Source organism: Shewanella halifaxensis HAW-EB4 (assembly GCF_000019185.1).
Classification (GTDB): domain Bacteria; phylum Pseudomonadota; class Gammaproteobacteria; order Enterobacterales; family Shewanellaceae; genus Shewanella; species Shewanella halifaxensis.
This window is the reverse complement of the sequence record NC_010334.1, coordinates 3,835,086-3,861,534: the sequence shown is the minus strand read 5'-3', so window position 1 is coordinate 3,861,534 and position 26,449 is coordinate 3,835,086. Positions and strand designations below refer to the sequence as shown.

20 protein-coding genes and 2 tRNA genes are annotated in these 26,449 nt (G+C 45.1%); 20 read left to right on the top strand and 2 right to left on the bottom strand.

All coding sequences use genetic code 11. From position 1 onward, the window contains the following. The first annotated feature begins 16 nt into the window (after window positions 1–16). The 5 genes from carB (at window position 17) to secF (ending at window position 7,862) form a co-directional block, all read left to right on the top strand. On the top strand, window positions 17–3,238 hold the full coding sequence (gene carB, locus SHAL_RS16315) for a carbamoyl-phosphate synthase large subunit (RefSeq protein ID WP_012278231.1): 3,222 nt from the start codon (window positions 17–19) through the stop codon (window positions 3,236–3,238). A gap of 323 nt (window positions 3,239–3,561) precedes the next feature. Beyond that, a complete protein-coding gene (gene greA / locus SHAL_RS16310; protein ID WP_041416067.1) occupies window positions 3,562–4,038 on the top strand; it encodes a transcription elongation factor GreA in 477 nt (158 codons plus the stop codon). Between the two features lie 225 nt (window positions 4,039–4,263). Next, window positions 4,264–4,722, top strand: a complete 459-nt coding sequence (locus SHAL_RS16305; protein ID WP_223296204.1) for a hypothetical protein — start codon at window positions 4,264–4,266, stop codon at window positions 4,720–4,722. A gap of 415 nt (window positions 4,723–5,137) precedes the next feature. Beyond that, window positions 5,138–6,952 (top strand): protein translocase subunit SecD, encoded by a 1,815-nt coding sequence (gene secD / locus SHAL_RS16300; RefSeq protein WP_012278228.1) that lies wholly within the window; start codon window positions 5,138–5,140, stop codon window positions 6,950–6,952. Between the two features lies 1 nt (window position 6,953). Then, entirely contained in the window at window positions 6,954–7,862 is a 909-nt protein-coding gene (gene secF, locus SHAL_RS16295; protein ID WP_012278227.1) for a protein translocase subunit SecF, read from the top strand. Window positions 7,863–8,243: 381 nt separating this feature from the next. Here secF and yhbY read toward each other — a convergent pair whose 3' ends face one another. After that, complete coding sequence (gene yhbY, locus SHAL_RS16290) at window positions 8,244–8,543, bottom strand: ribosome assembly RNA-binding protein YhbY (protein WP_012156290.1); 300 nt, start codon at window positions 8,541–8,543, stop codon at window positions 8,244–8,246. 93 nt (window positions 8,544–8,636) lie between these two features. Here yhbY and rlmE point away from each other — a divergent pair, with 93 nt between their 5' ends. From rlmE to rpsO, 14 genes are all read left to right on the top strand, one after another. After that, complete coding sequence (rlmE, locus tag SHAL_RS16285; protein ID WP_012278226.1) at window positions 8,637–9,266, top strand: 23S rRNA (uridine(2552)-2'-O)-methyltransferase RlmE; 630 nt, start codon at window positions 8,637–8,639, stop codon at window positions 9,264–9,266. 69 nt (window positions 9,267–9,335) lie between these two features. Further along, window positions 9,336–11,279, top strand: a complete 1,944-nt coding sequence (gene ftsH, locus SHAL_RS16280; protein WP_041416066.1) for an ATP-dependent zinc metalloprotease FtsH — start codon at window positions 9,336–9,338, stop codon at window positions 11,277–11,279. Window positions 11,280–11,391: 112 nt separating this feature from the next. Beyond that, window positions 11,392–12,180 carry a dihydropteroate synthase gene (folP, locus tag SHAL_RS16275; RefSeq protein WP_012278224.1) on the top strand — a complete coding sequence of 263 codons (789 nt, stop codon included), beginning with the start codon at window positions 11,392–11,394 and terminating at the stop codon, window positions 12,178–12,180. Window positions 12,181–12,261: 81 nt separating this feature from the next. After that, the gene (gene glmM, locus SHAL_RS16270; protein ID WP_012278223.1) at window positions 12,262–13,599 is read left to right on the top strand and encodes a phosphoglucosamine mutase; all 1,338 of its coding nucleotides are present in this window, start codon (window positions 12,262–12,264) and stop codon (window positions 13,597–13,599) included. Between the two features lie 209 nt (window positions 13,600–13,808). After that, window positions 13,809–14,591 carry a triose-phosphate isomerase gene (gene tpiA, locus SHAL_RS16265; RefSeq protein WP_012278222.1) on the top strand — a complete coding sequence of 261 codons (783 nt, stop codon included), beginning with the start codon at window positions 13,809–13,811 and terminating at the stop codon, window positions 14,589–14,591. A gap of 1 nt (window position 14,592) precedes the next feature. Continuing rightward, complete coding sequence (gene secG / locus SHAL_RS16260; protein ID WP_012278221.1) at window positions 14,593–14,928, top strand: preprotein translocase subunit SecG; 336 nt, start codon at window positions 14,593–14,595, stop codon at window positions 14,926–14,928. A 114-nt stretch (window positions 14,929–15,042) separates the two neighbouring features. Then, window positions 15,043–15,129: transfer RNA gene (locus SHAL_RS16255), tRNA-Leu, on the top strand. A gap of 104 nt (window positions 15,130–15,233) precedes the next feature. Beyond that, a tRNA-Met gene (locus SHAL_RS16250) sits at window positions 15,234–15,310 on the top strand. A gap of 159 nt (window positions 15,311–15,469) precedes the next feature. Beyond that, window positions 15,470–15,925 (top strand): ribosome maturation factor RimP, encoded by a 456-nt coding sequence (rimP, locus tag SHAL_RS16245; RefSeq protein ID WP_012278220.1) that lies wholly within the window; start codon window positions 15,470–15,472, stop codon window positions 15,923–15,925. A 27-nt stretch (window positions 15,926–15,952) separates the two neighbouring features. After that, a complete protein-coding gene (gene nusA, locus SHAL_RS16240; protein ID WP_012278219.1) occupies window positions 15,953–17,452 on the top strand; it encodes a transcription termination factor NusA in 1,500 nt (499 codons plus the stop codon). Between the two features lie 28 nt (window positions 17,453–17,480). After that, window positions 17,481–20,162 (top strand): translation initiation factor IF-2, encoded by a 2,682-nt coding sequence (gene infB, locus SHAL_RS16235; protein ID WP_012278218.1) that lies wholly within the window; start codon window positions 17,481–17,483, stop codon window positions 20,160–20,162. A 61-nt stretch (window positions 20,163–20,223) separates the two neighbouring features. Continuing rightward, a complete protein-coding gene (gene rbfA, locus SHAL_RS16230) occupies window positions 20,224–20,652 on the top strand; it encodes a 30S ribosome-binding factor RbfA (RefSeq protein WP_012278217.1) in 429 nt (142 codons plus the stop codon). Continuing rightward, the gene (gene truB, locus SHAL_RS16225) at window positions 20,652–21,599 is read left to right on the top strand and encodes a tRNA pseudouridine(55) synthase TruB (protein ID WP_012278216.1); all 948 of its coding nucleotides are present in this window, start codon (window positions 20,652–20,654) and stop codon (window positions 21,597–21,599) included. Before rbfA ends, truB begins: the two co-directional genes overlap by 1 nt. A gap of 120 nt (window positions 21,600–21,719) precedes the next feature. Further along, complete coding sequence (gene rpsO, locus SHAL_RS16220; protein WP_012156278.1) at window positions 21,720–21,989, top strand: 30S ribosomal protein S15; 270 nt, start codon at window positions 21,720–21,722, stop codon at window positions 21,987–21,989. Between the two features lie 63 nt (window positions 21,990–22,052). Here the strand turns inward: rpsO and SHAL_RS16215 are convergent, their stop codons facing one another. Further along, entirely contained in the window at window positions 22,053–24,098 is a 2,046-nt protein-coding gene (locus SHAL_RS16215) for a putative bifunctional diguanylate cyclase/phosphodiesterase (RefSeq protein WP_012278215.1), read from the bottom strand. A gap of 202 nt (window positions 24,099–24,300) precedes the next feature. Between SHAL_RS16215 and pnp the strand changes: the two genes are divergently transcribed. Further along, window positions 24,301–26,406 carry a polyribonucleotide nucleotidyltransferase gene (pnp, locus tag SHAL_RS16210; protein ID WP_041416064.1) on the top strand — a complete coding sequence of 702 codons (2,106 nt, stop codon included), beginning with the start codon at window positions 24,301–24,303 and terminating at the stop codon, window positions 26,404–26,406. The last annotated feature ends 43 nt before the right edge of the window (window positions 26,407–26,449 follow it).

The window sequence follows — 26,449 nt, the reverse complement described above, 5'->3', positions numbered from 1 at the left end:
GGAGAAGATTTAAGCAATGCCAAAACGTACAGATATAAAGAGTATTCTTATCCTAGGTGCTGGACCGATTGTAATTGGTCAAGCCTGTGAGTTTGACTACTCAGGCGCACAAGCCTGTAAAGCACTACGTGAAGAAGGTTACCGAGTTATTCTTGTTAACTCTAACCCTGCAACCATCATGACAGATCCTGAGATGGCCGATGCAACATACATCGAGCCAATTCATTGGGAAGTTGTACGCAACATTATTGCTAAAGAGCGTCCAGATGCGATTTTACCAACGATGGGCGGGCAAACTGCACTTAACTGTGCACTTGAGCTTGAAAGCCGTGGCGTACTAAAAGAGTTTAATGTTGATATGATTGGCGCAACTGCCGATGCAATCGACAAAGCAGAAGACCGCAGCCGTTTCGACAAAGCAATGAAGTCGATTGGCCTTGAGTGTCCGCGTGCTGGTATCGCTCATACTATGGATGAAGCTCGCGCCGTTCAGGCGGAAGTTGGCTACCCATGTATTATCCGTCCTTCATTTACCATGGGCGGCAGTGGCGGCGGTATCGCTTATAACAAAGAAGAGTTTGAGGATATCTGTTCTCAAGGTCTTGAGCTCTCTCCAACGAACGAACTGCTTATCGACGAATCATTGATTGGTTGGAAAGAGTACGAGATGGAAGTGGTACGTGACCGTAATGATAACTGTATCATTGTCTGTGCGATTGAGAACTTCGATCCAATGGGCGTGCACACGGGTGACTCTATCACTGTTGCGCCAGCACAAACTCTAACCGATAAAGAATACCAGCTGATGCGTAATGCATCACTTGCAGTATTGCGTGAAATTGGTGTTGAAACAGGTGGTTCAAACGTACAGTTTGGTATCAACCCTGTTGATGGCCGTATGGTTATCATCGAGATGAACCCACGTGTATCACGCTCATCAGCATTAGCCTCTAAAGCGACAGGTTTCCCAATCGCTAAGATTGCAGCCAAGCTAGCGGTTGGTTTCACTCTTGATGAGCTAAGCAACGATATTACTGGTGGCGCAACACCGGCCTCTTTCGAACCTGCAATCGATTACGTTGTGACTAAAATCCCTCGTTTTAACTTTGAAAAGTTTGCCGGTGCCAATGACCGCCTAACCACGCAGATGAAATCTGTGGGTGAAGTGATGGCAATTGGACGCACATTCCAAGAGTCACTGCAAAAAGCTCTTCGTGGTCTTGAAGTGGGTAAGAATGGCCTGTGTCCACAAATCGATTTAGCGGAACCAGAAGCACTTTCTCGTATTCGCCACGAGCTAAAAGAGCCGGGCGCAGAGCGTATTTGGTATATTGCCGATGCATTCCGTTCAGGTTTATCGGTAGATGATATCTTCGCATTAACCAACATTGACCCTTGGTTCCTAGTACAGATTGAAGATCTGCTTAAGTCTGAAGCAGAGGTCGCTGAAGCGGGTTTTGCAGGTTTGAACGAAGAAGTACTTCGCAAACTTAAGCGCAAAGGTTTTGCCGACTCTCGCCTTGCAGCACTCGCTGGTGTGAGTGAGAGTGAAATTCGTAAACTGCGTACTCGTTTTGAAATTCACCCTGTTTATAAGCGCGTAGATACCTGCGCGGCTGAGTTTGCAACCGATACCGCTTATATGTACTCAACTTATGAAGAAGAGTGCGAAGCGAACCCATCAAATCGTGACAAGATCATGATTTTAGGTGGTGGTCCAAACCGTATTGGTCAAGGCATTGAGTTTGATTACTGCTGTGTGCATGCGGCGCTAGCGCTACGTGAAGACGGGTACGAGACCATCATGGTTAACTGTAACCCTGAAACGGTTTCTACCGATTACGATACATCAGACCGTCTGTATTTCGAGTCAGTGACATTTGAAGATGTGCTTGAAATCGTGCGTATCGAGAAGCCAAAAGGCGTTATCGTGCAGTACGGTGGTCAAACACCACTTAAACTGGCACGCGACCTAGAAGCCGCAGGCGTACCGATTATTGGTACAAGCCCTGATGCGATTGACCGCGCAGAAGACCGTGAGCGTTTCCAGCAAGCGATTCAGCGTTTAGACATGAAGCAGCCAGAAAACGACACGGTAACGACTGTCGAAGGTGCTGTTATTTCAGCTGAGCGTATCGGTTATCCATTAGTGGTTCGTCCATCATATGTACTTGGTGGCCGCGCGATGGAAATCGTTTATGACGAGCAAGATTTACGTCGTTACTTTAACGAAGCGGTAAGCGTCTCAAACGCATCTCCAGTGCTACTAGACCGTTTCCTAGACAACGCGATTGAAATCGACATCGATGCAGTATGTGATGGCGAAACCGTAGTGATTGGTTCAATCATGGAGCATATCGAACAGGCCGGTGTTCACTCAGGTGACTCAGGTTGTTCACTGCCTCCATACAGCTTGAGTCAAGAGATCCAAGACCGCATGCGTGAGCAGGTGGGCAAGCTTGCAATGGAGCTCGGTGTAATCGGACTGATGAACGTACAGTTTGCCGTAAAGGATAACGAGATCTATATGATTGAAGTTAACCCGCGTGCAGCACGTACCGTGCCATTTGTATCGAAAGCAACAGGCGTACCATTAGCTAAGATTGCCGCGCGAGTGATGGCGGGTCAAAGTCTTAAGTCACAGAACTTCACCGAGGAAGTGATTCCGCCATTCTTCTCTGTAAAAGAAGTGGTATTACCGTTCAACAAGTTCCCTGGTGTTGACCCACTACTTGGCCCTGAAATGCGTTCAACGGGTGAAGTGATGGGTGTGGGTGACACGTTTGCCGAAGCTTATGCTAAAGCGCAGCTTGGTGCGACATCAGAGGTACCTAAGTCTGGTCGTGCACTCTTGTCTGTTCGTGACAGCGATAAAGCACGTGTAGCAGATTTGGCGGCGAAGCTAATTGCGCTAGGTTACCAAATTGATGCAACGCACGGCACGGCAGTGATCTTGGGTGAAGCGGGTATTAACCCACGCCTAGTGAACAAGGTACATGAAGGCCGCCCACATATTCTTGACCGTATCAAGAATGGTGAGTACACCTACATTGTTAATACGACTGAAGGTCGTAAGGCGATTGAAGATTCACGTCAGCTTCGCCGTGGTGCGCTACGTTATAAAGTGAACTATACAACGACACTTAATGCTGCATTTGCAACTTGTATGGCACACTCGGCGGATGACCGTTCGAACGTGACATCTGTGCAAGAGCTACATAAACGTATTGTAAAATAAAGCGACGCTAAAATGAAAAGGCCGCAACTAGCGGCCTTTTTTATTGGCTTAATTTTTTGATTGAGTAGGGCTACGATAAATAAAAATTTATCTCCCATGGCTAGCAAGTCTGATGAAGGTTGAGTAAGCTCTACTGTCTCAAGTCGTGATTTGATTAGGTTGATTGATACTTAGATCGATACATAGATCGCGAGCAGGTATAGATTAAGGTGCATCGTTTGCCCTGTGCGTTTACAATAGCGCTATTCCACCAGATTATTTATCTCACTGACCGTTAGGCTCAGTGGGGCATGCTTTTGTTTTAAAGGAGACGAAAGAAGCTTATGAGTAAGGTTCCAATGACAGTTGTCGGTGCTGAACGACTGCGTAAAGAATTAGACCATCTTAAATTTGAGCGTCGCCCAAAAATTGCGGAAGCAATTGGTGAAGCGCGTGAACTTGGCGATTTGAAAGAAAATGCTGAGTACCATGCTGCTCGTGAAGAGCAAGGTTTATGTGAAGCTCGCGTTAGAGATATCGAAGGTAAGTTATCTCACGCGCAGATCATCGACGTGACTACGATGGATAATAACGGCCGCGTTATTTTTGGTTCTACAGTGACGATATTAAATTTAGACACTGAAGGCGAAGTGACTTACCGCATTGTAGGCGAAGACGAAGCAAATATTAGAGAGAATTTGTTGTCTGTGAGCTCTCCAATTGCCCGTGGCTTAATTGGTAAGAACTTAGATGATGAAATCTCCATTGTGACACCTGGTGGTACAACGGATTTTGAGATCATCAAAGTCGATTATATCTAATATCTCACCTTGGGGGGAGATAGCTGAATAAAACCGCTTTTTAGCGGTTTTATTATTTGTAACATGCAAAGATAGCTGCAATTAAGTGATTAATCGTTTGTATCAACGCTGTACAGCGTTTAATATATGCAACATAGTAAACACATTTTTAATAGGCATTAAGTGCAGTTATTTTGGCGGTTCAGATTTATCTTGTTGCTCATAGGGGGATTATTTCTCACGCCTATGGCTGCGAGTGCATCTGAGAATGTTCAAAATGATGACATGCGTTCAGCGGAACTGCTTTCGGCAGCCGTGCAGACTGAGTCCCAGAACAGTGCGGTCGTTGATATAACCAGTCTAAAATCATCTGGCTTAACTACTGACTTAACTAAAAGTATTCCTTTAACGCTTCAAGATAAGCAGGCTAGGCAAACAGACAAGAATGGCTCTGAGTATGCGCCACTTGTTTCGCAACGCTTTATCAGTTTTGCTCAGCATGATCTTCTGCAAACTCGTCCAGATTATCTTCTTGCTTTTGAATTTACCTCCCCCGCAGTGCCCTCTTTAACCGTTGGTTATCGCATAGACTTTACACCAGCTGTAGACTGGTCGCTGCATATCGAAAGCGCCTCACATCGACTCTGTGCATGGAAAGAGTCCAACCTTCTCTATCGTTTCTCTCAAGCTCGCTCACTTAGCTAACGACCGGTAGCCATTTGGCTTATTTATCGGTTGGTTTTTAAAGCAGTTATTGAGAGCGGCAGTGTTAGTTATTACTAACTTATTCCAGATGCATTGACCTACTAAGTATTTACTCACTTTGTTGTCAATTTAAGCTAATGGTGAAATTCGTAATGGCAGCTTACTTTTTTGTCACAAGCATGTGATTTAAATAGTGGCCCTCCTACCTCGATAGCTCTAAAAGCACTCTTACCAAATATCACGTGATATGAGTCCTGCGGTTTTAACCCGTTGGTCTTAATCAATGGGTATTAATTCTTCAGGTATTGATTTTTTAGGTATTAAATTTTTAGTACCAGCCCCGTTTCACTCTGGGGAACCTGTGGTTAATGGTGAGTTGCTATCACACGTTTAGTGAATTTAAAGAGCAAAAAATATGATAGAACAGAAAAAAGTGACAATCTTAAACCATTACAGTGCATGGAAGTATGTGCTATTAGTCGTCACTATCACCGTTATGTTATTCAGTGCATTACCTACTTTTTTTGGTGAAGACGCAGCGGTGCAGATCAGTGATAAGGCAGGGTTAAAAGTTAACGCTTTGGAGCTACACCAGCTGCTCGTATCTCAAGGTGTCAGCGTTAAGCGTATCGATCAATCTAATGATCAAACCTTGATTGTGCTCGACGACAATTCACAACAGAGTCGGCTTAAGACCTTACTTGCAAGCCAAGTTAACGATCCTTCAAAGCTTACCCTTACGCTAGCGCCTGCTGCGCCAAACTGGCTATTATCACTCGGTTTTAACCCTATTAAGTTGGGGCTGGATCTGCGTGGCGGGGTACAATTTCTACTCGATGTTGAAATTGAACCGGTCTATAAGCTGCACTCCAACACGTTTATTGAGTCCGTTAGGCAATTTGCACGTGAACAGTCGCTATATGGTGTCACGATTCGGGAGCGGGTTGACGGTAATGTTAATATAGCAACGACTGACTTAGCGCAAAGAGCGGCGATAAGGCAGTTTATCAATACACAATATCCCAATTGGCAAATCACTAATTCTGGAGAGCAATCCCTAGATGCTGGCCTGTCTGAAGCTGAAAAAACGAATATTCGCGATCTGACGGTGAAGCAAAACTTGCAGATCATGCGCAGCCGTATCGAGCAGCTTGGGATCAGCGAGGCTGTTGTTCAGCGTCAAGGAGAGCACCGAATTCGCATCGAGCTTCCTGGTGTACAAGATCCAGCGGCCGCCAAGTCTGTGATTGGCGCTACCGCAAGCCTAGCTTTCTATCAGGTAATGCAGCCGGGCTCAGTTAATGCCAAGGTATTGAAAGATGAGCAGGGCGCGCCTGTGTATGTCGCCAGACGTGCGGTACTAGGCGGTGAGCATATTGTCGATGCCAGAGCGTCACTTGGTGAGATGGGGCTACCTGAGGTGGTTATTCATCTAGACCGAGATGGCGGTAAAACCATGTCGGACTTTTCTCGTGACAATATTGGTAAGCCGATGGCAACCGCATACAGCGAGTATAGCCGTGGCGATAATGGCAAAATTAGACAAACAACAGAAGTGATCAGTGTCGCGACGATTCAAGCGCAATTAGGGGATCGTTTTAGCATTACCGGCTCCGCTGACTATGCCAGTGCACAGCAGCTGGCTTTATTGCTTCGAGCGGGCTCGATGACAGCGCCAGTGACTATCGTTGAAGAGCGCACTATCGGTCCAAGCTTGGGCGAAGAAAACATCACCAATGGTTTCTCTGCGCTGGCTTTAGGTATGGCGGTGACGTTGTTGTTTATGGGGCTTTGGTACCGCCGCTTAGGCTGGATAGCGAACGTGGCGCTTATAGCCAATATGATCCTTATTTTTGGCTTGATGGCACTGATCCCTGGCGCGGTTTTAACCTTACCTGGCATAGCCGGCTTAGTGTTAACCGTCGGTATGGCAGTGGATACTAACGTGCTTATTTTTGAGCGAATTAAGGACAAATTAAAAGAGGGGCGGAGCTTTGCTCATGCCATTGACAGAGGCTTTGATAGTGCATTTTCAACCATTGTAGACGCCAATTTCACCACGATGATCACCGCGGTGGTGCTTTATGCCATAGGTAACGGACCCATCCAAGGTTTTGCGTTAACTCTGGGTTTAGGCCTGCTAACCAGTATGTTTACCGGAATTTTTGCATCCAGAGCATTAGTTAACTGGGCATATGGTCGTAATTTTAGTCGTAACGTGAAGGTGTAATATGGAACTTAATAATTTTAATAAACTAAGCAAATTGACAAAAGCACGTTACCTCTCGAGTATCTTCTCTGTGCTGATTATGCTGTCATCGATAGGCATTATTTTAGTCAACGGTTTTAACTGGGGTCTGGATTTTACTGGGGGAATTGTTACTGAAGTCAAACTCGATCCTAAGATTAAATCGGCGCAAATTAGCGAGCTATTAGCTGAGACCTCAGAGCAGGAGGTCAGCGTGATTTCAGCGGGTGAGCCTGGTCGTTGGATTCTGCGATACGCAAAAGTAGACAACGCTGGAGCACACGATATTAAAACGGTATTGGCACCGTTGACTGATAATGTTGAAGTGCTTAACTCAAGTATCGTCGGACCGCAAATAGGTCAAGAGCTGGCAGAGCAGGGCGGATTGGCACTGTTGGCGGCAATGTTATGTATTTTGGCTTATCTGAGTTTTCGTTTTGAATGGCGTCTTGCAAGTGGCGCTTTATTGGCACTGTTTCACGATGTCATTTTCGTGTTGGCCTTCTTCTCGTTAACGCAGATGGAGTTCAATTTAACGATTTTGGCTGCGGTACTGGCTATTTTGGGTTACTCCTTGAATGACTCAATTGTGATTGCTGACCGAGTAAGAGAAGTGTTAATTGCTAAACCCAAGATGGCGATTGATGAAATTTGTAGCAGTGCGGTGCAAGCCACTTTTTCACGCACAATGGTCACCAGTGGTACAACCCTATTTACTGTTGCTGCGTTATGGATCATGGGCGGTGCGCCACTGCAGGGATTTTCTATTGCGATGTTTCTCGGGATCATGATTGGAACGATTTCATCAGTATCTGTAGGTACTTGTTTACCTGAGTATTTAAAGGTCAGTGCAGAGCATTACAAGGTTGAACCTATTAGCGACGCTCCGTAGTGTATTATACCAATCACATTAAATATGTGATCATTCAGCGGGAAGTCAAAGCCCTGTAGGCAAGGCGGATGATTGAAGCTAATAGTTATTCTATATCGAGAGCATCTTACGCAGTATACAGGGCTTTGAAACCCGCACTGCGTGAGCCTCGCAGGCATTCCACTTCTGCGTTGTACTAAATTAAAAGGGAATAACCATTTCTTCATCATTGCGCCTTGAATTGAAAAACCCGAGGGGCTCTGAACTGACCACATATTTAGTACGATTGGTATTATCCAAATTGACAAAAGTTGGATAAAAAAAGAGCCGCTGAATAAATCAGCGGCTCCTTTTATTTATCTTACAAAGGCTTTTTTAAATTAATGAAAAAGCTTTTGTTAATTACTTTGCCTTAGGCACAGCAATTTTCATTTCTTCAGACTGACGGAACAGTACTAAAACGTGACCGATAAGCTGTACTTTTTCAGCTTTAGTTTCACGTACAATGGCATCTACGATAGCGTTTTTAAGCTCTCTGTCACCAGAGGCTACTTTCACTTTAATCAATTCATGATGTGAAAGTGCATTATCAATTTCAGCCAGCACTCCCTCAGTCAAGCCGTTGCCACCAAGCATCACTACAGGCTTGAGACTATGCGCTAAGCCCTTTAAGTGCTGTTTTTGTTTGGTTGTTAAGTTCATTTATACCAACTTTATGCTGAGTTACTGTTGAAAACCCGCTATTCTACCCTTATATAGGCTTTGTGTAACTCTCAATTTTGTTGCGGATTTTAAATGTCAGGAAAAAAACGAACAGCCAGTTCTTCTCGCTGGATGCAGGAACATTTCGATGATCACTATGTCAAACTAGCGCAGAAGCGCGGTTTAAGGTCGCGTGCGGCTTTTAAGATTGAAGAGATCCAAGAAAAAGATAAACTCATTCGTCCGGGGATGACTGTTGTAGATTTAGGGGCTGCACCTGGTGGTTGGTCTCAGGTAGCCGTTAAATTGGCAGGAGACAAGGGTAAAGTTATCGCTTGTGATATTTTACCGATGGATCCGATTGTTGGCGTTGATTTCCTACAGGGTGATTTTCGCGAAGAAAAAGTACTGGACGCATTGTTGACCCGAGTGGGCGATGCCAAGGTTGATGTGGTGCTATCTGATATGGCACCGAATATGAGTGGTACAGGTGGTGTTGATCAGCCTCGAGCCATGTATTTAGTAGAACTTGCGTTAGATATGTGTCATCAAGTATTGGCACCTAACGGTTGTTTTGCTGTTAAAGTCTTTCAGGGGGAGGGCTTTGATGAATACATGAAAGCGGTTAAAGAGGCGTTCAAAACGGTTAAAACACGTAAGCCAGATTCTTCACGTCCACGTTCGCGTGAAGTCTATCTTGTGGCGACCGGGTACAAGTTGTAGTAATCTACCGTAAGTACTCTAACATTAGTTTTCGAAAGACTTTAAAAGAGGTCGAGTAATTTGAGTGACATGGCAAAAAATTTAATTCTCTGGGTTGTCATCGCCGTTGTGTTGATGTCAGTTTTTCAGGGCTATTCCCCCTCTTCTTCGACTAAGCAGAAGATGGATTATTCAACATTTTTAGATAACGTTAAAGATGGACAAGTCAATACTGCAACGGTTAAAAGCGACCAGCGCACTATTGAGGGAACAACGCGTACCGGTGAAAAGTTTGTCACTGTTATGCCGTTACCAGACTTAGATCTAATTAATGAATTAAATCGCAAGGGTATTACATTCAAGGGCGAAGAAGCTGAAGAGTCAGGGTTCTTAACTCAGATCTTTATCTCTTGGTTCCCAATGCTACTGCTTATCGGTGTGTGGATTTTCTTCATGCGTCAGATGCAAGGCGGTGGCGGTAAAGGCGCGATGTCATTTGGTAAGAGTAAAGCCAAATTGATGAGCGAAGACCAAATTAAAACGACTTTTGGTGACGTTGCAGGTTGTGACGAAGCTAAAGAAGACGTTAAAGAATTGGTTGATTACCTGAAAGAGCCGACTAAGTTCCAGAAGCTGGGTGGTCGTATCCCTACTGGTGTGTTACTTGTCGGTCCTCCTGGTACAGGTAAAACTTTGCTTGCTAAGGCAATTGCTGGCGAGTCTAAGGTTCCTTTCTTTACTATTTCAGGTTCTGATTTCGTAGAAATGTTTGTCGGTGTTGGTGCATCTCGAGTGCGTGACATGTTCGAACAAGCGAAGAAGTCTGCACCTTGTATCATCTTTATCGATGAGATCGATGCCGTAGGTCGCCAGCGCGGTGCGGGTGTGGGTGGTGGTCACGATGAGCGTGAGCAGACATTGAACCAGATGCTAGTTGAGATGGATGGTTTCGAAGGTAACGAAGGTATTATTGTTATCGCTGCGACTAACCGTCCAGATGTACTCGATGCTGCGCTACTGCGTCCAGGCCGTTTCGACCGTCAAGTGGTTGTTGGCTTACCTGATGTCCGTGGTCGTGAGCAGATCCTTAAGGTACATATGCGCAAAGTACCTTTGGCTGATGGCGTTAAAGCTAGTGTTATCGCTCGTGGTACACCGGGCTTCTCTGGTGCCGACCTTGCGAACCTTGTTAACGAAGCTGCGTTATTTGCTGCTCGTAACAGTCGCCGCGTCGTGGGTATGGAAGAGTTTGAAAGTGCAAAAGACAAGATCATGATGGGCGCAGAGCGTCGTACCATGGTGATGTCGGAAGAAGAGAAAGAGATGACCGCGTATCACGAAGCGGGTCATGCGATTGTGGGTTGTTTGGTTCCTGAACACGATCCTGTTCACAAGGTAACTATCATTCCACGTGGCCGTGCTCTTGGTGTGACTTTCTTCTTGCCAGAAGCGGATGCCATCAGTCAGAGCCGTCGTAAACTCGAGAGTCAGATCTCAGTTGCCTACGGTGGACGTATTGCTGAAGATTTGATTTACGGTAGTGAGAAAGTGTCTACCGGCGCATCACAAGATATTAAGTATGCGACATCTATTGCACGCAACATGGTGACTCAGTGGGGCTTCTCTGAGAAGCTAGGCCCTGTACTTTACGCTGAAGATGAAAATGAAGTGTTCTTAGGACGTAGCATGGGTAAGTCTCAGCATATGTCTGATGACACTGCTCGCGTTATCGACACCGAAGTGAAGTTGCTTATCGATGCAAACTACGGAAGAGCTCATACTTTCCTAACCGAAAATATGGATATCCTCCATTCGATGAAAGACGCATTGATGAAGTATGAAACTATCGATTCGAATCAAATTAGTGATTTGATGGCGCGTCGTGAAGTGCGTATGCCAGCTGAGTGGGAAAAAGACCTAGAGTCTGACGATAGCGATAACAATGACACTTCGTCTGAAAAGACAGAAGAGATCAAGGAAGTTAAAGAAGACAAGCCTGATGTCAACGATGTTGACGAGTCACCAGCTAAGTAATCTTTAGTTTAATAAAGAAAACCCCGTCTAGGGGTTTTCTTGTTTACGGAACTTTATTTTGTCTATATTAACCAGTGGTCATACATCTCTTGAATTGAACTCTCCCGTCATTATGGGGATCCTCAATGTCACGCCTGACTCATTTTCTGATGGCGGTGAGTACTCATCGTTCGAAACCGCCTGCCGACAAGCCGATCTAATGGTGGCTCAAGGGGCAAAGATTATCGATATCGGTGGCGAGTCGACCCGTCCAGGCGCGAAAGAGGTGTCTGTTGAAGATGAGCTGGCTCGAGTGCTTCCGTTAATCGATTACGTTAGCCGCACCCATAAGGTGTGGATCTCGATAGATACCAGTAAGGCGACCGTGATGAAGGCGGCTGTTGAGGCAGGGGCACATCTAATTAATGACGTTAGAGCACTGCAAGAGGCTGGAGCATTAGACGTTGCCGCCCAATTGGGTGTGCCAGTTTGCCTGATGCATATGCAGGGGCAGCCAAGAACGATGCAAGATGCCCCTCATTATGAAGATATTATCAGTGACATTAGCCAGTTTTTTTGTGAACGCATCGATGCTTGTCTTGCGGCAGGTATAAGGCGTGAGCAAATCGTGCTCGATCCAGGCTTTGGTTTTGGTAAATCTCTCGCTCACAATTATGAGCTGCTTAATCGAATGCCTGAGCTATTGCAATTGGGCTTACCTGTTCTTGCGGGTTTATCGCGTAAGAGCATGTTTGGACAGTTACTCGGACGTGAGGTATCACAAAGACTCAGTGCCACACTTACTGGTAATATGTTGGCAATACAAGCAGGTGCAAAAATATTGCGAGTGCATGATGTGCAAGAAACCAGCGATATGCTCGCGGTTTTAAGTGCAACAAGGAATTATAACGCTTTAAGCTAACATTAAGTGTTCAGCTAAAGTCAGTGTTTTTACGGTAGGATTGAAGGATTCAAACTACCGAGTGATAAGTCTGGAGTTAAAGTGAAGCAAAGACAATTTTTCGGAACTGATGGTATTCGTGGCAAAGTGGGTGCGGGCAAGATGACCCCAGAGCTTGCACTTAAGCTTGGTTGGGCTGCAGGGCGGGTTTTATCTCGCTCTGGCACGCAAAAAGTGATCATAGGTAAAGATACGCGGATCTCTGGTTACCTATTTGAGTCGGCGTTAGAGGCAGGACTATCTGCTGCTGGCTTAGATGTGATGTTGATTGGCCCAATGCCGACGCCTGCGGTTGCCTATTTGACGCGCACATTCCGCGCCGAGGCCGGGATCGTGATTAGTGCATCACACAATCCTTATTACGATAATGGTATTAAATTTTTCGCAAATGATGGTAGCAAGTTAGATGATGAAGTCGAGCTTGAAATTGAAGCCGAACTTGATAAGCCATTAACTTGTGTCGAGTCTCATGAACTGGGTAAAGTGGTTCGAATTGATGATGCCGCGGGTCGCTATATTGAATACTGTAAAGGCCATTTCCCTGCCGAGCAGACGTTAAGCGGACTTAAGATTGTCGTCGATTGCGCTCATGGTGCGACCTACCATATCGCGCCGAGTGTGTTTAAAGAACTAGGCGCCGAAGTGATTGCAATTGGTGATAAGCCAAATGGTCTGAATATTAACGATAAAGTCGGTGCGACATCGATGGGGCAGATCTGTGAGACCGTATTGGCTGAAAATGCCGATTTAGGTATCGCGCTCGATGGTGATGGCGACCGTATCATGATGGTTAACCGTCATGGACGTGTAATCGATGGTGATGAGATCTTATACATCTTAGCCTGTGATGCGCAAAAGCGTGGTGTGCTGCGCGGCGGTGTGGTTGGTACCTTGATGTCAAACCTCGGCCTAGATCTTGCTCTACAAGCGCTCGATATTCCATTTGTTCGCTCTAAAGTGGGTGACCGCTATGTGATGGAGCTGCTAAAAGAACATGACTGGCGCATCGGTGGTGAAAACTCCGGACATATTTTGAACTTAGATCATGGCACAACCGGTGATGGCATCGTTGCGGGTATTTTGGTATTAGCCGCTATGCAACGTCAAAATGCTACTCTAGAAGAGCTAACTGCTGATATTAAGATGTTGCCACAAGTCTTGGTTAATGTGCGTTTTGAAGGGGATAACGATCCACTGGTTTCAGAGATTGTGCTAGCAGCTAAAGCTGAAGTAGAGCAAAAACTAGGGGCTCGAGGTCGAGTATTATTACGTAAATCGGGTACCGAACCTTTGTTACGAGTCATGGTCGAGGGCGATGAGCAGGAAGCTGTGACAGAATATGCCCACTATATTGCTGACGCCGTTCGCAACTTAGTCTAATTACTTAGTCTAATTAATAGAGGTATTTACAAGGCATTATTGGCAAGTGCGGTTAATTTAGCAGCTAAGTAGCTATTAATCGTACTGCTCGCTTATTGGTAGCGTAAAAAACACGCGTTCTCGCCGTATTTTTGAAAAATAACGCCTTTAGGTATTGTAACTTAACAAGCGGTTCGCTATTATTCTCGCCGCTTTCAAAGGAGACAGTGATGGCACTCAGACGTCCCATGGTTGCTGGTAATTGGAAAATGAATGGCAGTGCGCAACTTGCGCAAGAGCTTTTCAAAAAATTCGCTACCAAGCTCCAAGATGATTCAGCGGAAGTGGTATTGTGTCCACCTTCTATTTACTTAGAGAGTGTACGACAGCTACTGGATGAAAATAAAGAAGCCTTAAATGGTTGCTTAGTCAGAATGGGCGCGCAAAACCTAAGTCAACATGACTTTGGTGCTTATACTGGTGAAATATCTGGTCAGATGTTAAAAGATTCCGGATGTCGATATGTTATTATCGGGCATTCAGAGCGTCGCCGTATGTACGGAGAGACGAGTGTTATCGTGGCAGAGAAATTTGCTGCAGCTCAGAAACATGGTTTGACCCCAATATTATGTGTTGGTGAGTCGGGTCCAGCTCGTGAAGCAAGACGCACTTTTGAAGTGATTGCCGAAGAGTTAGATGTGGTCATTGAAAAAAATGGTACCATGGCTTTTGACAACGCAATTATCGCCTACGAGCCATTATGGGCAGTAGGGACAGGTAAGAGCGCTACGCCAGAGCAGGCACAGGAAGTTCATGCGTTTATTCGCAAACGCCTCTCTGAAGTATCTCCATTTATCGGAGAAAATATCAGGATTTTGTACGGTGGTAGCGTAACACCGAGTAATGCAGCAGACTTGTTTGCTCAACCTGATGTAGACGGTGGATTGATTGGCGGTGTAAGCCTCAATGCTACCGAATTTCTCAGTTTATGTACGATAGCGATGAGCGCATAATATGTATGAAGTTCTAATGATTATTTACTTGATGGTTGCGATTGGTCTAGTTGGCCTTATCCTTATCCAGCAAGGTAAAGGTGCTGACATGGGGGCCTCATTTGGCGCCGGTGCATCAGGTACTCTGTTCGGTTCATCTGGTTCTGGTAACTTTTTGACTCGTTCAACTGCGGTTCTAGCCGTAGCGTTTTTTGCACTAAGTCTTACTATCGGTAACTTAAGTGCGAATCACACTAAAGCTGAAGGTGCATGGGACGATTTAGGAAGCGACGCAGCGCAAGTTGTAGAGCAAGTTCAGCAAGAAGCTGAAAAGTCAGAAGATAAGATCCCTGACTAAATCATAAGTAAGCTTATGATGGTATCAATCCGCAACGATTGATACCGACTGTAAAACTGCTATTAACCTCTCAAAGTAGCAGTCAAGAAAAAACAGTCAACAACACGGTTTTATGCGGATGTGGTGGAATTGGTAGACACGCCAGCTTGAGGGGCTGGTGAGCGAAAGCTCGTGGGGGTTCAAGTCCCCCCATCCGCACCAAATCTTTGATTTTGTTAATGACGAAATCGGAGATAATAAAGTGGTTAGATAAGCCCTTTATTATTGCAAGTTGAGACGATTCTCAATATACTTGCACAAGTTGTCGCGGGGTGGAGCAGTTTGGTAGCTCGTCGGGCTCATAACCCGAAGGTCGTCGGTTCAAATCCGGCCCCCGCAACCAGCTTCCCAGTAAAGAAATTTATTTCTATACTGTTACAGGTTCTGGATATATCAACCTCGTCATTACGGGGTTTTTTGTTATCTGCAACTTATAAAACTGTCACTCAAGGTGACGTGTACTGGGGCTATTAGGCCCTTTTTTGTTTTTCTGGGGGTAACCTTGGCTACATTAGAACGCAAACTGGTAGAGATGCTCAAAGCGCCAGTTGAAGCATTAGGCCATCAGCTTTGGGGTTTGGAATATATTCAAGCGGGTAAGCATTCTATCTTGCGTCTATATATAGACAATGAAAAGGGCATCTTCATTGAGGATTGCGCCGAAGCAAGCCGCCAAGTAAGTGCTGTGCTAGATGTTGAAGACCCTATTACATCTGAATACACACTAGAAGTTTCTTCTCCGGGTGTAGAAAGACTGCTATTCACTGCTGAGCAGTATAAGGCCTACATCGGTGAGACTGTAAAAGTACAATTAACGATGCCTGTAGCGGGTAGTCGTAATTTAAAAGGCACCGTTACTGGCGTTGATGGGCAAATGCTCAATCTGTCGGTAGATGGAAATGAACTTATTGTTGCTTTGGATAATATCCGTAAAGGCAACTTAATCGCTAAGTTTTGATGAATTCAAGGTGAACGAGGCAAGACAATGAATAAAGAGATTCTGCTAGTCGCTGAGGCGGTTTCAAACGAGAAAGGTGTACCGCGCGAAAAGATTTTTGAAGCGCTGGAAATTGCACTAGCCACAGCAACCAAGAAAAAATACGAAGGTGACATTGAAGTTCGTGTTGCTATCGACCGTAAGACAGGTGCTTATGAAACTTTCCGTCGTTGGATGGTAGTTGAAGATGCGGGTGTGCCATTAGAAAACCCGTTTCGTGAGATCACGCTTGAAGCTGCTAAATATGACGATCCAGAAATTGAGTTGGGCGGTTACATCGAAGATGAAATCGATTCAGTTGCATTTGACCGAATTACCACTCAAACCGCCAAGCAAGTTATCGTACAGAAAGTACGTGAAGCTGAGCGCGCACAAATTGTTGATCAGTTCCGTGATCGCGAAGGCGAGTTGATTGTTGGTGTTGTTAAGAAGAGCAATCGCGAGAGTGTGGTTGTTGATCTTGGCAATAACGCTGATGGCGTATTGTTTAGAGAAGATTTGATTTCACGTGAATCTTTCCGCCCAGGTGACCGTGTTCGTGCATTACTTTACTCTGTACGTCCGGAAGCTCGTGGTGCACAACTATTCTTGACTCGTACTAAACCCGATATGCTTATTGAGCTATTCCGTGTTGAAGTACCTGAGATCCAAGACGAAATGATTGAAATCATGGGCGCTGCTCGTGATCCAGGTTCTCGCGCTAAGATCGCAGTTAAGTCTAACGACCGTCGTATCGATCCAATCGGTGCCTGTGTTGGTATGCGTGGCGCACGTGTTCAAGCCGTATCAAATGAGCTTGGCGGTGAGCGCGTCGATATCGTGCTTTGGGACGATAACCCAGCACAATACGTGATTAACTGCATGGCACCAGCAGATGTGGCATCTATCATCGTTGATGAAGATAACCACTCGATGGATATCGCCGTTGAAGCAGACAGCTTAGCTCAAGCGATTGGTCGTAACGGTCAAAACATCCGTTTAGCGACACAACTTTCGGGTTGGGAGCTAAATGTCATGACTGTTGATGACATGAAAGCCAAGCATCAAGCTGAAAGTGTTAAAGTTGTGAATCTGTTCATCCAAGCGCTAGACGTTGATGAAGATTTTGCACAACTGCTATCTGATGAAGGCTTCACTTCTCTAGAAGAGATTGCCTATGTACCAGAATCAGAGCTACTAGAAATTGATGGATTCGACGAAGATATCGTTGAGTCATTAAGAGGGCGCGCAAAAGCGGCGATCTCTACTCGCGCACTTGCGACTGAAGAAGCACTAGATGGTGCTGAACCAAGTGAAGATCTTCTAGCATTAGAAGGTTTAGATAGACACTTGGCATTCGTAATGGCAAGCAAAGGCGTTATTACGCTTGAAGATTTAGCCGAACAAGGCATTGATGATTTGATCGAAATTGAAGAATTAACAGAAGAAAAAGCAGGTGAGCTAATTATGGCTGCCCGTAATATCTGTTGGTTTGGCGAAGAAGCATAAGTCGATCAGCAGAGGGGAGTTTTAATATATGGCAGATACTACAGTAGATAAACTAGCCACAGAAGTTGGGAAAAGCACTGATCGACTAGTCGAACAGTTTTCTCAGGCTGGTATCAAGAAGTCGGCGAACGATACGGTTTCTGAATCTGAAAAACAGCAGTTGCTTGATTTTCTTAAGAAGCAACACGGTGGCGATGCAGCCCCAACTAAAATGACATTACAACGTAAATCAGTTTCTACACTGAGTGTTGCGGGTAGTGGCGGACAGTCAAAAGACGTTAAAGTCGAAGTGCGCAAAAAGCGTACCTTCGTTAAGCGTGATGAAGCCGCAGAAGCAGAGCTAGCCGCTGCTGCAAAAGCAGAAGAAGCTAAGGCTGCTGAAGTCGCTAAGACCGCAGCAGAAGCAAAAGCAAAATTGGATGCAGAGGCGAAGGCAAAAGCAAAGGCTGATGCAGAAGCTAAGGCGAAAGCAAAAGTGTTAACAGAAAAGCCAGTTCAAGAAAGTGCTGAAGATAAAGCAGCCAAAGCCGAAGAGGCAAAATTGCTAGCCGCTCAAGATGCAGCAGCAAAATCTAAAGCAGACGAAGACGTAGCTGCAGCAGCAGAAGTTGCTCGTCGTTTAGCTGAAGAAAACGAGAAGCGTTGGGCTGAAGAAGAAAAAGCCCGTAAAGAAGCTGAAAAGACGGTTGATCATCACGTGACAACGTCAACTGAAGCTCGTGCAGCTGAAGACACGGCAGACGCTAATGCTGAAAAGCGTGGTCGTCGTCCACGCAAGCCTTCTGCTAATGCGGGTAATAACGCTAATGCAAACGCTGGTGCGGGTAAGCCTGGCGGTAAAGGTAAGCGCGGTAAAGACAACCGTCGTGACAGCCGTAATTCACGTAACTCACGTAACAACCGTAGTGTTGCGCCAGAGTCTATGGATCACGCATTCACTAAGCCTGCAGCAGTGGTTAAAGCTGATGTCAGCATCGGTGAAACGGTTTCAGTTTCAGAATTGGCTTCTAAGATGTCAATTAAAGCAACTGAAATCATTAAGCAGATGATGAAGATGGGCTCTATGGTTACAATTAACCAAGTCCTAGATCAAGAGACTGCACAGCTTGTTGCTGAAGAAATGGGTCATAAAGTTGTACTTACTCGTGAAAACGAGCTAGAGCATCAAGTACTTGCAGATCGTAACGGTGATGTATTAGCTGAGTCTCGTGCTCCTGTTGTTACCATCATGGGTCACGTTGACCATGGTAAAACATCGTTACTTGACTACATTCGCCGCGCGAAAGTTGCATCTGGTGAGGCGGGTGGTATTACCCAGCACATCGGTGCATACCACGTTGAAACTGAAAATGGCATGATCACTTTCTTAGATACTCCTGGTCACGCTGCGTTTACCGCTATGCGTGCTCGTGGTGCTAAGGCTACCGATATTGTTATTTTGGTTGTTGCAGCTGATGACGGCGTTATGCCACAGACTATTGAAGCTATCCAGCACGCGAAAGCGGGCGGCGTACCTTTAATCGTTGCAGTTAACAAGATGGATAAGCCAGAAGCTGATCCTGATCGCGTTAAGTCTGAGCTTTCACAGCATGGCGTTATGTCTGAAGATTGGGGCGGAAACAACATGTTTGTTAATGTTTCAGCTAAGACAGGTGCAGGTATCGATGAACTATTAGAAGGCATTCTTCTAGAAGCTGAAGTACTTGAGCTTAAAGCAATCAAAGAAGGTATGGCGGCAGGTGTTGTTGTTGAATCTAAGCTTGATAAAGGCCGCGGTCCAGTTGCAACTGTTCTTGTACAAGAAGGTACACTGAAGCAAGGCGATATCGTTTTATGTGGTCTTGAGTACGGTAAAGTTCGTGCGATGCGCGATGAGAACGGTAAAGCGATTACTGAAGCGGGTCCATCTATTCCTGTAGAGATCTTAGGTCTTTCTGGTGTGCCATCAGCGGGTGATGAAGCGACTGTTGTACGTGATGAGCGTAAAGCACGTGAAGTTGCACTTTACCGTCAAGGTAAGTTCCGTGATGTTAAGTTGGCTCGTCAGCAAAAGTCTAAGCTTGAAAACATGTTTGCAAACATGACTGAAGGCGAAGTTGAAGAGTTGAATATCGTGCTTAAGGCTGATGTTCAAGGCTCACTAGAAGCTATTTGTGATTCATTGAATGCTCTTTCAACTGCTGAAGTTAAAGTTAACATCATCGCACGTGGTGTGGGTGGATTAACAGAAACTGATGCTACACTTGCTGCAGCGTCTAACGCTATCATGGTTGGCTTTAACGTTCGTGCTGATGCACAAGCGCGTAAAGTCGTTGAAAGCGAAAGTGTTGACCTACGTTATTACAGCATCATCTATCAATTGATTGATGAAGTTCGTGACGCAATGAGTGGTCTGCTTGCTCCTGAATTTAAGCAAGAGATTATTGGTCTTGCTGAAGTTCGTGACGTATTTAAGTCTCCTAAGATTGGCGCAATTGCGGGTTGTATGGTTACCGAAGGTACTATCAAGCGTAGCGCTCCAATCCGCGTTCTTCGTGACAACATCGTTATCTACGAAGGCGAACTAGAGTCTCTACGTCGCTTTAAAGACGATGTTAGCGATGTTCGTAACGGTATGGAATGTGGTATCGGTGTGAAGAACTATAATGACGTCAGAGTTGGCGATCAGATAGAAGTCTTCGAGACCGTTGAGATAGCACGCACCTTGTAATCTATCTTATTATTTTATAAGGGCGGCGTTAGCCGCCCTTAATATTTATGGCAAATATATTATGGCAAAAGAATTTAGTCGTACACGTCGTATTGCACAGCAGCTTCAACAAGAGCTAGCACAGGTGTTACAGCGTGATATGAAAGACCCAAGAATTGGGTTTGTAACGGTTAATGATGTCGATGTTTCTCGTGATTTAAGCTACGCAAAAGTGTATGTGACTTTCTTCGAAGAAGATGAAAAACTTGTCGAACAGAAAGTGGCTGCATTAGATGCTGCTGCGGGTTATATCCGTTCATTGGTTGCTGGTCGTATGAAGTTGCGCGTAATGCCTGAGCTACGTTTTATCTACGATAGCTCGTTAGTTGAAGGTATGCGCATGTCTAACTTAGTTAGTCGCGTGATCAGTAATGATGAAGCAAAACAGAAGCAGCATGGCGTAGAAACTGACGCTGAACAAGGCGAAACCAAGGACGAGGGCGATAAGTAATGGCACGTCGTTCTCGCGGCCGTTTTATCGACGGTATTTTACTGTTAGATAAAGACACCGGTATGAGCTCTAACTTTGCATTACAAAGAGTGAAACGCTTTTTTAATGCAAATAAAGCGGGTCATACCGGCGCTCTGGATCCGCTAGCAACGGGCATGTTACCAATTTGTTTAGGTGAAGCGACTAAGTTTTCGCAGCATCTACTCGACGCCGATAAGCGTTACTTAGTAACAGCAAAGCTTGGTCAACGTACCGATACAAGTGACTCAGATGGTGAGATTGTTCAAACGAGAGAAGTTAACTTCACTCAAGAGCAGCTAGACACTGCTTTAGAACATTTTCGCGGTGAGACGATGCAAGTCCCTTCGATGTACTCTGCGTTGAAACATAAAGGTCAACCTTTATATAAATACGCACGTGAGGGAATTGAAGTTCCTCGTGAAGCACGTCCTATCAATGTATTCGAGTTGAACTTCATTAGCCTTGAAGGTGATGAGTTAACTTTAGATATCCATTGTTCTAAAGGCACTTATATCCGTACTATCACCGACGACTTAGGTGAAATGTTAGGCTGTGGCGCACACGTTATCATGCTACGTCGTACTCAAGTTGCTGGTTATCCGTACGATAAAATGGTGTCACTGAAACAACTTGAAGAGTTAGTGACTAAGGCTGATGCCGAGTCATTGTCTCTATCTGAGGTGTTGGACCCATTACTGTTACCTATGGATACCGCTGTCAGTGGCTTCAAAGAGATAAATGTCTCTGATGAGCTTGCGACTTACTTGATGAACGGCAATCCGGTACAGGTGGCTAATTTGCCTGTCGATGAGTTAGTTCGTATTACGATCGGCGATGCTCGTCAGTTTGTTGGTATCGGACAAATGAACGACGATGGCCAGCTTGCTCCCAAGCGCCTTATCGTATTAAGAGAACAACAAGACTAATTGCGGACTTCTTTCTAGATTAGTCTTGCTACCCTAAGTGTAAATGGGTAGAATGGCGCGCCCCTTTGGCTGAGTTAGTGATCGGCTAAAGATTTTTAATGTAATATTTTGGAGATAGAAATGTCACTAAGTGTTGAAGCTAAAGCTCAAATCCTAGCTGAATTTGGTCGTTGTGAAAATGATACTGGTTCTTCTGAAGTTCAAGTTGCTCTGCTAACTGCGCAGATCAACCACCTACAAGGTCACTTCAAAGAGCACATCCACGATCACCATTCACGTCGTGGTCTACTACGTATGGTTAGCACACGTCGTAAACTTCTTGCATACCTTAAGCGTACTGAAAACGTTCGCTACCAAGAGCTAATCAAGAAGTTAGGTCTACGTCGTTAATTTTAACGTCTGATCTATTAAAAGGAGGCTAAGCCTCCTTTTTTTGTACCTAAATTTTAGCCGCTAAGTATGAATCGTTTTTACGAGGGTATGATTTGGTTCTATGTACTTTGCTTCAAACTCTTCTTTTGATAAAGGCTGGCTGAAGTAAAAGCCTTGGCCTATTTGACAATCACGTTCCTGCAACCAAGACAACTGTTGTTCATTCTCAATTCCTTCCGCAACGATGTTTAGATTAAGCTGCTTTCCAAGCATCAAAATGGTCGAGGCTATCGCACTTTCTTCTGGAAGATCTGAGACGAAACAGCGATCAATTTTCATGGTGGTAATTGGCAGACGGCGTAGATAAGATAGTGAGGAATACCCTGTGCCAAAGTCATCTACCGCAATACCAAATCCAGCGCTTTTTAGCTGCTTAAGCTTGATTATTGCTGAGTCGATATCACTCATCAGTGAGGTCTCTGTAATTTCTATCTCTAACAGCTCCGGAGCGATTTGATAGCGCAGAGAAGCCTGCTTGATATCTGGCACGATGCTAGCGTCTTGGAATTGCTGTGGGGCAACATTAATCGCCACCGGAAGAGAGAAATTATAACGAATCTGCCAATCTCGAATTGTTTTACAGCTCTGTTCAATCACCCAGCGTCCAATTGGAATAACAATACCCGTTTCTTCTGCTACCGGAATAAAAGAGATTGGACTGATTAATCGTCCATCTTTTTGCCAACGGATCAGCGCTTCACAACTAACTACTTCACCAGTTTTAATATCTAGCTTTGGCTGGAAGTGAAGCAGGAATTCATTGTTTTTAAGTGCATCATGTAAAGATGCTTCGGTTCTTAAGCGTACTGCAGCTCGCTCAGTCATCTGAGCTTTAAAGAAGGCCCATTGGTTTGAACCTGATGCTTTTGCACTATACATGGCGATGTCTGCGTGGCGTATAAGATCCTCTGCTCGTAGGCCGTCATCTGGGTAAATTGCAATACCGACAGATGCAGCAGGGTGGACTGTATGCTCATTGAGCTGCATGGGACTGTTAAGCTGGTTGAGCAGTTTATCGACAAACTCAGCCGCTTGGGTCGGTGACGCTATGCCATCAGCGAGCACCACAAACTCATCTCCACCTAACCTAGCAACCGTTCCCATTTGGGCGACAGCCAATTCGAGATTACGTGCAACGCGTACTAAGAATTGATCACCGATTTCATGTCCTAATGAATCATTTACATTTTTAAACCGATCTAAGTCGATAAAAAGTAAAACGAACTGACTTTGTTGCTGTTTTGCACGCTGTATAGTTACCGCGATGGTTTCTAAAAGCAAAGTGCGGTTCGGCAGTCCCGTTAAGTGATCTCGTGTTGCCATTTTGCGTAACTTATTTTGAGTATTATCAAATTGAACCAAGATTTGATTCAGCTTTGAGGTGACGATTCCTAGTTCATCATTACTGTGAGATCGTGTTATTGGTAGCAGGTTTTTGGCCGGAGATTCAGGGTCTATATTATCGATTGCCTCGCTTATTCGTGCGATGGGTTGGGTTAAAAAACGGTGAAATACTACCGATAAAACAAGGGTTAGCAAGAATGCTCTTGCAAGCGTAGCCCAAAGGCTAAACCTAAGAGTTGAAATGAGAGAGCTTGTCAGTGCTTGAGTGTCATAAAGGACGGTTAAGGTACCGATAAGCTGCTCGTTCCCCTCGTTATCGATATAAGAAGGCCGGTATATGGAGCGAGAGATCTCTGTAAGATCACCAAAGAGTTTGGCGCTAATGTTGATGAAGATTTCGGCATTGATTGCAGGGGCGCCGTTATCAACCGAGACGAAGCGACTGCCGTCTTCTAGCACCATTATTGCAGAGTCAACATGCTCGACTTTTAACACCCCTTGAATCGTTTGTGTCGCGAGTACGTCATCTAAGGCCCAAATTGCATTTGTCGCAGGTTGTTCGACAGAATCAAGGAGCTCGTGCTGGGTTTCGGTTAGCTCTTGACGGGCGTCAATGAGGAGCAGAAAAACCTCAATGAGAAAGATTGCAACGGCAAAAAATAGCGTTGCCGATACGACCAAAATAGTCTGCTTCCATGTGAGGGATTTGAAACGCTCCTTCATCACCTATCTTTCCTTGTATCAATGGTTTAGGTTTATTCCATTCGGTCTATGCTTGTTGAGGCTAAGGTTGATATTGACTGATTAAGCCACTTTAGAGAAAAGATTGTGCTTTGTCATCCATCTATTCTCTTTATCTATTGAATCAACTTGCAGTATACTTACGCGCGTAATTAAGGTAATTAAATATTAAGGAATGGTTCACGTGAATCCAATCGTAAAGAGTTTTGAATATGGTCAGCACACAGTCACATTAGAGACTGGGGTTATCGCGCGTCAAGCAGATGCAGCTGTTTTGGCAAGTATGGGTGATACAACAGTATTGGTTACTGTTGTTGGCAAGAAGTTTGAAGAGCCAGGCCGTGACTTTTTCCCGCTAACCGTTAATTACCAGGAAAAAACATACGCAGCAGGTAAGATCCCAGGTGGATTCTTCAAGCGCGAAGGTCGTCCATCTGAAGGTGAAACGCTAACAGCACGCCTAATTGACCGTCCAATCCGTCCACTATTCCCGAATGGTTTTAAGAACGAAGTACAGGTTATCATTACTGTTGTTTCTGTAGACCCAGAAATCAGCCCAGAAGTTATCTCTATGATTGGTACTTCTGCTGCACTGTCTATTTCTGGTATTCCATTTAACGGTCCACTAGGCTCGGCACGTGTCGGTTATGTGAACGGCGAATACATCCTTAACCCAACAGTTTCTCAACTAGTTGATAGCCAGCTTGAGCTTTCTGTTGCCGGTACTGACAGTGCAGTACTAATGGTTGAATCTGAAGCAAGCGCATTGCCTGAAGAAGTAATGTTAGGCGCGGTTGTTTATGGTCACGACCAGCAGCAAGTTGTTATCCAAGCAATTAAAGAGCTACAAGCTGAAGTTAACAAGCCTGTATGGGATTGGGCTGCACCTGTGCAAGACGAAACTCTTGTTGCTAAGATCAAAGATTTGGCTGAAGCTGGTCTAACTGAAGCTTACCAAATTGAAGTTAAGCAAGATCGTTACGCTCAAGTTGGTGTAGTTAAGAATGCTGCTAAAGAAGCATTGTTAGCTGAAAACCCAGATGCTAATACACGTGAAATCGACGGTCTTCTAGGTAGCCTAGAGAAGAAAGTGGTTCGTGGCCGTATTATCGCGGGTAACCCACGTATCGATGGTCGTGAGCCAGATATGGTTCGTGCACTTAACGTTATGGCTGGTGTACTTCCACGTACTCACGGTAGCTCACTGTTCACTCGTGGTGAAACTCAGGCGCTAGTAACTTGTACTCTTGGTACAGAGCGTGATGCACAGAAGATTGATAGCATCATGGGCGAGTACACTAACCGCTTTATGCTGCACTACAACTTCCCTCCATACTCTGTTGGTGAAACTGGCATGGTAGGTTCTCCTAAGCGTCGTGAAATTGGTCACGGTAAGCTAGCATGGCGTGGTATTAACGCGGTTATGCCTACTGCTGAAGAGTTCCCATACAGCGTTCGTATCGTATCTGAAATCACTGAATCTAACGGTTCAAGCTCTATGGCGTCAGTTTGTGGTACTTCTCTTGCTCTTATGGATGCAGGTGTACCAATCAAGACTTCAGTTGCGGGTATTGCGATGGGTCTAGTTAAAGAAGGCGACGATTTCGTAGTTCTTTCTGACATTCTAGGCGATGAAGATCATCTTGGTGATATGGACTTTAAAGTTGCGGGTACTCGCGATGGTATTACTGCTCTGCAGATGGATATCAAGATCGAAGGTATCACTAAAGAGATCATGCAGATTGCTCTACAGCAAGCATACGGCGCACGTGTTCATATTCTAAACGTGATGGACCAAGCGATTGGTTCACATCGTGGTGATATCTCTGAGCACGCGCCACGTATCACGACCATCAAGATCAACCCTGAAAAGATCCGTGATGTTATTGGTAAAGGTGGTGCAACGATTCGTGCACTTACTGAAGAAACCGGTACTACGATTGAACTTGATGACGACGGTACAGTGAAGATTGCATCTTCAAACGGCGAAGCGACTAAAGAAGCTATCCGTCGTATCGAAGAGATCACCGCTGAAGTTGAAGTGGGTACAGTTTACAACGGTAAAGTTGTTCGTATCGTAGATTTTGGTGCTTTCGTGACGATTCTTCCAGGTAAAGATGGTCTAGTACATATTTCTCAAATCGCTGAAGAGCGCGTTGCGAACGTGTCTGACTACCTAGAAGTAGGTCAAGAAGTTAAAGTTAAAGTGATGGAAGTTGACCGTCAAGGCCGTGTACGTCTTTCTATGAAAGAAGCTGCACCTAAGGCTGATGCGCCAGCTGCTGAATAAGCACTCGCACTTTAAATGAATAGGAGGCCTTGAGCCTCCTTTT

What these genes read in the sequence shown, in the direction of transcription:
- nusA (WP_012278219.1), top strand. Translation starts at nt 15,953, where the DNA reads ATGAATAAAGAGATTCTGCTAGTCGCTGAGGCGGTTTCAAACGAGAAA.
- rbfA (WP_012278217.1), top strand. Translation starts at nt 20,224, where the DNA reads ATGGCAAAAGAATTTAGTCGTACACGTCGTATTGCACAGCAGCTTCAA.
- yhbY (WP_012156290.1), bottom strand. Translation starts at nt 8,543, where the DNA reads ATGAACTTAACAACCAAACAAAAACAGCACTTAAAGGGCTTAGCGCAT.
- truB (WP_012278216.1), top strand. Translation starts at nt 20,652, where the DNA reads ATGGCACGTCGTTCTCGCGGCCGTTTTATCGACGGTATTTTACTGTTA.
- secD (WP_012278228.1), top strand. Translation starts at nt 5,138, where the DNA reads ATGATAGAACAGAAAAAAGTGACAATCTTAAACCATTACAGTGCATGG.
- carB (WP_012278231.1), top strand. Translation starts at nt 17, where the DNA reads ATGCCAAAACGTACAGATATAAAGAGTATTCTTATCCTAGGTGCTGGA.
- SHAL_RS16305 (WP_223296204.1), top strand. Translation starts at nt 4,264, where the DNA reads ATGGCTGCGAGTGCATCTGAGAATGTTCAAAATGATGACATGCGTTCA.
- secG (WP_012278221.1), top strand. Translation starts at nt 14,593, where the DNA reads ATGTATGAAGTTCTAATGATTATTTACTTGATGGTTGCGATTGGTCTA.
- SHAL_RS16215 (WP_012278215.1), bottom strand. Translation starts at nt 24,098, where the DNA reads ATGAAGGAGCGTTTCAAATCCCTCACATGGAAGCAGACTATTTTGGTC.
- rpsO (WP_012156278.1), top strand. Translation starts at nt 21,720, where the DNA reads ATGTCACTAAGTGTTGAAGCTAAAGCTCAAATCCTAGCTGAATTTGGT.
- tpiA (WP_012278222.1), top strand. Translation starts at nt 13,809, where the DNA reads ATGGCACTCAGACGTCCCATGGTTGCTGGTAATTGGAAAATGAATGGC.
- folP (WP_012278224.1), top strand. Translation starts at nt 11,392, where the DNA reads ATGGGGATCCTCAATGTCACGCCTGACTCATTTTCTGATGGCGGTGAG.
- rlmE (WP_012278226.1), top strand. Translation starts at nt 8,637, where the DNA reads ATGTCAGGAAAAAAACGAACAGCCAGTTCTTCTCGCTGGATGCAGGAA.
- ftsH (WP_041416066.1), top strand. Translation starts at nt 9,336, where the DNA reads ATGGCAAAAAATTTAATTCTCTGGGTTGTCATCGCCGTTGTGTTGATG.
- greA (WP_041416067.1), top strand. Translation starts at nt 3,562, where the DNA reads ATGAGTAAGGTTCCAATGACAGTTGTCGGTGCTGAACGACTGCGTAAA.
- secF (WP_012278227.1), top strand. Translation starts at nt 6,954, where the DNA reads ATGGAACTTAATAATTTTAATAAACTAAGCAAATTGACAAAAGCACGT.
- infB (WP_012278218.1), top strand. Translation starts at nt 17,481, where the DNA reads ATGGCAGATACTACAGTAGATAAACTAGCCACAGAAGTTGGGAAAAGC.